Genomic DNA, 4,542 nt, shown 5'->3' on the forward strand with positions numbered 1-4,542 from the left:
CCCGAGGGGCCGCCTTGGGGGGCACGACGGGCGATCGCTGTCGCGCACCAGGCATCGCCGTACCAGACGGCGGTTCTCCGGTCGCCCTGGTCTCGCGAGGGTCAGATCAGGGCCGCGGCCAGGGTGCGGAACGCGTCGGCGGGGAACGTCGTGTCGTCGCCGCCGTTGAGCACCTGGATCGCCACCTCGTCGGCGCCGGCCTGGTAGTGCTGCTCCAGGCCGGCCGCCACCTTCTCGACCGTCCCCCAGGGGATCAGGGCGTCGACGAGCCGGTCGCTGCCGCCGTCGGCGAAGTCCTCATCGGTCCAGCCGAAGCGCCGCAGGTTGTTGGTGTAGTTCGGTAGCGCGAGGTACCCGCTCGTGTACTGCCGGGCGGTGGCGCGTGCGGTGGTGGCGTCCGCGTCGAGGACCACCGCGACCTCCGGGGCGAGCAGCCGGTCTGGCCCGATCGCCGCCCGGGCCTCGGCGGTGTGCTCGGCCGGGACGAAGTACGGGTGGGCCCCGGCGGAACGGTCGCGGGAGAGTTCCAGCATCCGCGGGCCCAGGGCGGCCAGGATGCGTCGCTCGGGCGAGAGCCCGGCCGCGTCGAGGCCGTCCAGGTAGTCCACCATCCTTGAGTACGGCTTGCGGTAGTCGGTGCCGCCGCTCTCCACCACCACTGCGTGGCTGGCGCCGAGACCGAGCAGGAACCGGCCCGGATGCGCCCGCTCGGCGTCCTGGGCGAACGCCGCCACCTCGGGGGGCGACGAGTGCCAGATGCTCACGATTCCCGACGCGACCCCGATGCGCGTGGTCCCGTCCAGGATCTCCCGGAAGCGCGGGGCGACGTTCTCGCCGAAACCACCGGAGAACCAGATTCGTGAGTAGCCGAGATCCTCCAGCTCGGTCGCGGCGTCGATCACCGCGCCCCGACTCTCGCTGGCGAGGAAGAACGGTTGCCATACGCTGACGAGTCGTTGTGCCATACCTGAACCCTACGGCCTGCGGCAGCGTCCCGACGTGGGTTCAACCCGGTCGATGACCATCCGCCTCGGTCTGCTGTGGACAGTGATGGCGTCGGCCCGCTTCATCGCTCTCGTGGCCGGGGTGCTGTCCGGCCTGGATCACTCACGGTGCCAGGCCGGCCTGGATCGCCAGGATGGCCGCTCGTACCCGGTCGCGGCTGCCGGTCTTGGCCAGCACGTTCGTCACGTGGGACTTGACGGTGCTCATCGACAGGTAGAGGCGTTCGGCGATCTCGTTGTTGTTGAGCCCGGCGCCGATCAGGGCCAGCACGTCGACCTCCCGGGCGGTCAACTGGTAGGCCGACAGGTCCACCCGGGTGGCCGGGCCGGTCGCCCGGACCCGGTCGAGGACGGCACCGGTGACCTCGGCGGAGAGGACCGCCTCGCCGGCCGCGACGGTGCGCACCGCGGCGATCAGGTCGCGGGCGCTGGACCGTTTCAGCAGGAACCCGCGCGCCCCGGAGGCGATGGCGTCCAGCACGTAGGCGTCGTCGTCGAAGGTGGTGACGACGATGACGGCCGGTGCGTGCGGGATCGTGGCCAGCTCACGGGTGGCCTGCAGACCGTCGAGCACCGGCATGCGGATGTCGACGAGGGCGACGTCGATGCGGGAGTCGCGGCGTACCGCGTCGAGGAACTGCCGGCCGTCGGCCGCCTCGGCCGCGACCTGGATGTCGGGTTGGGATCGCAGGATCAGGCTGAAGCCGTCCCGGACCAACTCCTGGTCGTCGGCGATCGCGACGCGGATCACCGGTTCGCCACCGGCAGGTTGGCCTGCACGACGGTGCCGCCGCCGGGGCGTTGGCCCAGCTCCCAGCTGCCACCGTACGCGGAGACGCGTTCCCCGATGCCGAGCAGACCCGACCCGCTCGTGGGCGTGCGGGGCGGCCCGACGCCGTCGTCGCTGACCCGCAGGCGGGCATGGTCGCCGACCCGGACCAGTTCGACCCAGGCCGCCGTGGCTTTCGCGTGCCGGGCGATGTTGGTGAGGGCCTCCTGGGCGATGCGGTAGACGGTCAACACCCCGATCTCGTCCAGACCCGGATCGGGGTCCAGTTGGACCCGCACCGTCACCCCCTGCTGGCGCAACGGCTGCGCGAGCAGTTCGTCGATGTCGGACAGGCGCGGCGGCGCGCTCACCGCGATCGACGCGTTCGGGTCGCGCAGGTGCACGACGAGAGTGTCGAGTTCGCTCAGCGCGGTACGGCCGCTGCCCGCTATCGCCCGCAACGCCGCCCCCGGGTCGTCGCTGAGTTGGCCCGCCTCGGCCTGCACCACCATCGCGGTGACGTGGTGGCCGACCACGTCATGCAGCTCGCGGGCCAGGTTGGTGCGCTGTTCGAGCCAGGCGGCCTGGCCGCGCAGGTCGGCTGTCTCCCGGGTGAGGGCGTAGCCGCGTGACCACGAGCGCAACAGGACCGCCAGGAGGTAGCCGGCCGTCACGAAGAACAACGGCTGCTCGTACAGCCCCCGCTCGTTGAGCAGTGCGATGCCGAGTGCGCCGGCCGCACCGGTCAAGCCACCCACCCAGCCCAGCCACGGGTGTCGGGCCGGGTCCTCGCAGGTGGAGACGAACACCAGGCCGGCGGCCGCGAGGCCCAGCTGCACCGATTCCCCGGTGCTCACGATCGCCACGAACCCCGCGCAGACCGCGAAGATCAGGGCTCGGTGGCGCGGGTGCAGCGCGGTGGCCCCGAGGCCGACCGGCAGCACCAGCCACGCCCAGCCGGCCGGAACGGACACGCCCCCCTCGACGGTGGTGACGACGGCGACGATGATCACGCCAACCACGCCGTACGCGAGTCGGCGCGCCCGCGCGGGGTCACGCAACAGTTCGCGGATTCCAGTCGTCACCCGCACAGTCTCCGCGACCGGCCGGAACGCCGACCAGTACCCAGGTACCGGATCGGCCGGCACCCCGGTACCGCCCGCGCGCCCAGATCGGCACCGCGGCACGTTCCGCTAGAACGCTCACCGGACGAACCTGCGGGGGTGACTCTCGTTGACTCCCGTGCCGCCCTCACCGTCGGCCCTTTCCGTACGGTTCCCAACTACATCACCGCCGTTCGTACGGTCGCCGCTGTCGCCGTCGGTGTCGTCGCCCTCGTCTCCGGTTCGGTGGCATTGATGGCGGTATCGTATGGTATCTACTGGGTCGGCGACGTGCTCGACGGCTGGGCCGCCCGCCGACTCGGCCAGGAAACGCGAGCCGGGGCCGTCTTCGACATCGTGAGCGACCGCGCCTGCACCGCCGTGCTCTGCGGGGGCCTGGTCGCCCTCGTGCCTGAGGTCGCGGTCGTCGCGGTGGTCTTTCTGCTCTCGTTCCTGGTGCTGGACACCATGCTGTCGCTGGCGTTCCTGTGCTGGCCGGTGCTCAGCCCCAACTACTTCCACCTCGTCGACCGGCGGGTGTGGGCGTGGAACTGGTCGCCGCTGGCCAAGGTCGCCAACACCGCCGGGGTGATCGGCGCCATCGCGTTCGGGCAGTACCGGCTCGCGCTGGCCGTCGCCGTCGCCGTCGTCGCGGTGAAGCTGTGGTCGGTCGCAGCGGTGCTCCGGCTGCTCCACCGGGACGGCCGGGCGTGAACAGCCTCGCCGAGGCCGCGGTGGCGCTCGGCTACGGTCTCGCCTCGGCGCTCGTCCCGGTCGTCAACGCCGAGGCGTACGCGGTGGTCGCCGGGCACCGTGGCGGGCAGGCTCTCCTCGCCGTGCTCGCCCTGGCGCTCGGGCAGACCGTCGGCAAGCTGCTGCTGTTCGAATCGGCGCGACGCGGATCGGGGCGGCTGGCCCGGACGCTCGCGCGGCGCGACGAGTCAGGTCGCGCGGCGGCCCGGACGGCACGGTGGACCGCGCCGATCCGGCGCTGGCTCTCCCGCCGCCGCACCGCGCTGCCGACCGTGCTCGTCTCCGCCACGGTGGGGGTTCCACCGCTGGCAGTCGTCAGCCTCGCCGCCGGCACCGCGGGCCTTCGACGCTGGGAGTTCGCCGTCGTGTGCCTGTCCGGTCGGATGCTCCGGTTCGCGGTCCTCGTCCTGCCGGCGGCGCTGGCCTGACCGCCGGTTCACCTCAGAGGAGCCGGCCGTCGTGGGCGAGCAGGGCGATCTGGGTACGGTTGTCGAGATCCAGCTTGGTCAGGATGTGCGAGACGTGGGCCTTCACCGTCGTCACGCTCATCAGCAGCTCGCCGGCGATCTCGGCGTTGGAACGCCCGTGGGCGATGGCCAGCACGACGTCGCGTTCCCGGGGCGTGAGCACCGCCAACCGCCCTCGCGCCTGCTCGTAGGTCTCGGCTCCCGACGCGACCCGCTGCATGAGCCGGCGCGTCACCCCCGGCGACAGCATCGGGTTGCCGGCCGCCACCGCGCGGACCGCCTGGCTGATCTGCTCGGGTGGAGTGTCCTTGAGCAGGAAGCCGCTCGCGCCCGCTCGCAGGGCCCGCACCACGTGCTCGTCGGTGTCGAAGGTGGTGAGCACGATGATCTCGGGCGGCCGGTGGCGGCGGCGCAGGCGCTCGGTGGCGGGCCGGCCCTCCTCCCCG

At 72.3% G+C, this 4,542-nt stretch carries 6 protein-coding genes; 2 read left to right on the top strand and 4 right to left on the bottom strand.

Going from position 1 to position 4,542, the window contains the following annotated elements; genetic code table 11:
* Positions 1–101: 101 nt before the first annotated feature.
* From KBX53_RS23360 to KBX53_RS37165, 3 genes are all read right to left on the bottom strand, one after another.
* On the bottom strand, positions 102–965 hold the full coding sequence (locus KBX53_RS23360) for a TIGR03620 family F420-dependent LLM class oxidoreductase (RefSeq protein WP_210861654.1): 864 nt from the start codon (positions 963–965) through the stop codon (positions 102–104).
* A gap of 142 nt (positions 966–1,107) precedes the next feature.
* Positions 1,108–1,755: a response regulator transcription factor gene (locus KBX53_RS23365; protein WP_210861656.1), complete on the bottom strand. Its 648-nt coding sequence runs from the start codon at positions 1,753–1,755 to the stop codon at positions 1,108–1,110.
* On the bottom strand, positions 1,752–2,858 hold the full coding sequence (locus KBX53_RS37165) for a sensor histidine kinase (protein ID WP_210861658.1): 1,107 nt from the start codon (positions 2,856–2,858) through the stop codon (positions 1,752–1,754). Before KBX53_RS37165 ends, KBX53_RS23365 begins: the two co-directional genes overlap by 4 nt.
* A 138-nt stretch (positions 2,859–2,996) precedes the next feature.
* On the opposite strand from KBX53_RS37165, the gene KBX53_RS37170 reads away from it, so the two are divergent.
* Both KBX53_RS37170 and KBX53_RS23380 read left to right on the top strand, forming a co-directional pair.
* The gene (locus tag KBX53_RS37170; RefSeq protein WP_030333773.1) at positions 2,997–3,590 is read left to right on the top strand and encodes a CDP-alcohol phosphatidyltransferase family protein; all 594 of its coding nucleotides are present in this window, start codon (positions 2,997–2,999) and stop codon (positions 3,588–3,590) included.
* Positions 3,587–4,057, top strand: coding sequence for a hypothetical protein (locus KBX53_RS23380; RefSeq protein WP_210861660.1), 471 nt, complete (start codon positions 3,587–3,589; stop codon positions 4,055–4,057). The genes KBX53_RS37170 and KBX53_RS23380 overlap by 4 nt, the downstream gene beginning before the upstream one ends.
* A 13-nt stretch (positions 4,058–4,070) precedes the next feature.
* Here KBX53_RS23380 and KBX53_RS23385 read toward each other — a convergent pair.
* The coding region (locus tag KBX53_RS23385) for a response regulator transcription factor (protein WP_210861662.1) at positions 4,071–4,542 on the bottom strand (472 nt) is incomplete at its 5' end.

It is taken from the genome of Micromonospora sp. M51 (assembly GCF_018070305.1).
Classification (GTDB): Bacteria; Actinomycetota; Actinomycetes; order Mycobacteriales; family Micromonosporaceae; genus Micromonospora; species Micromonospora parva.

What these genes read in the sequence shown, in the direction of transcription:
- KBX53_RS23360 (WP_210861654.1), bottom strand. Translation starts at nt 965, where the DNA reads ATGGCACAACGACTCGTCAGCGTATGGCAACCGTTCTTCCTCGCCAGC.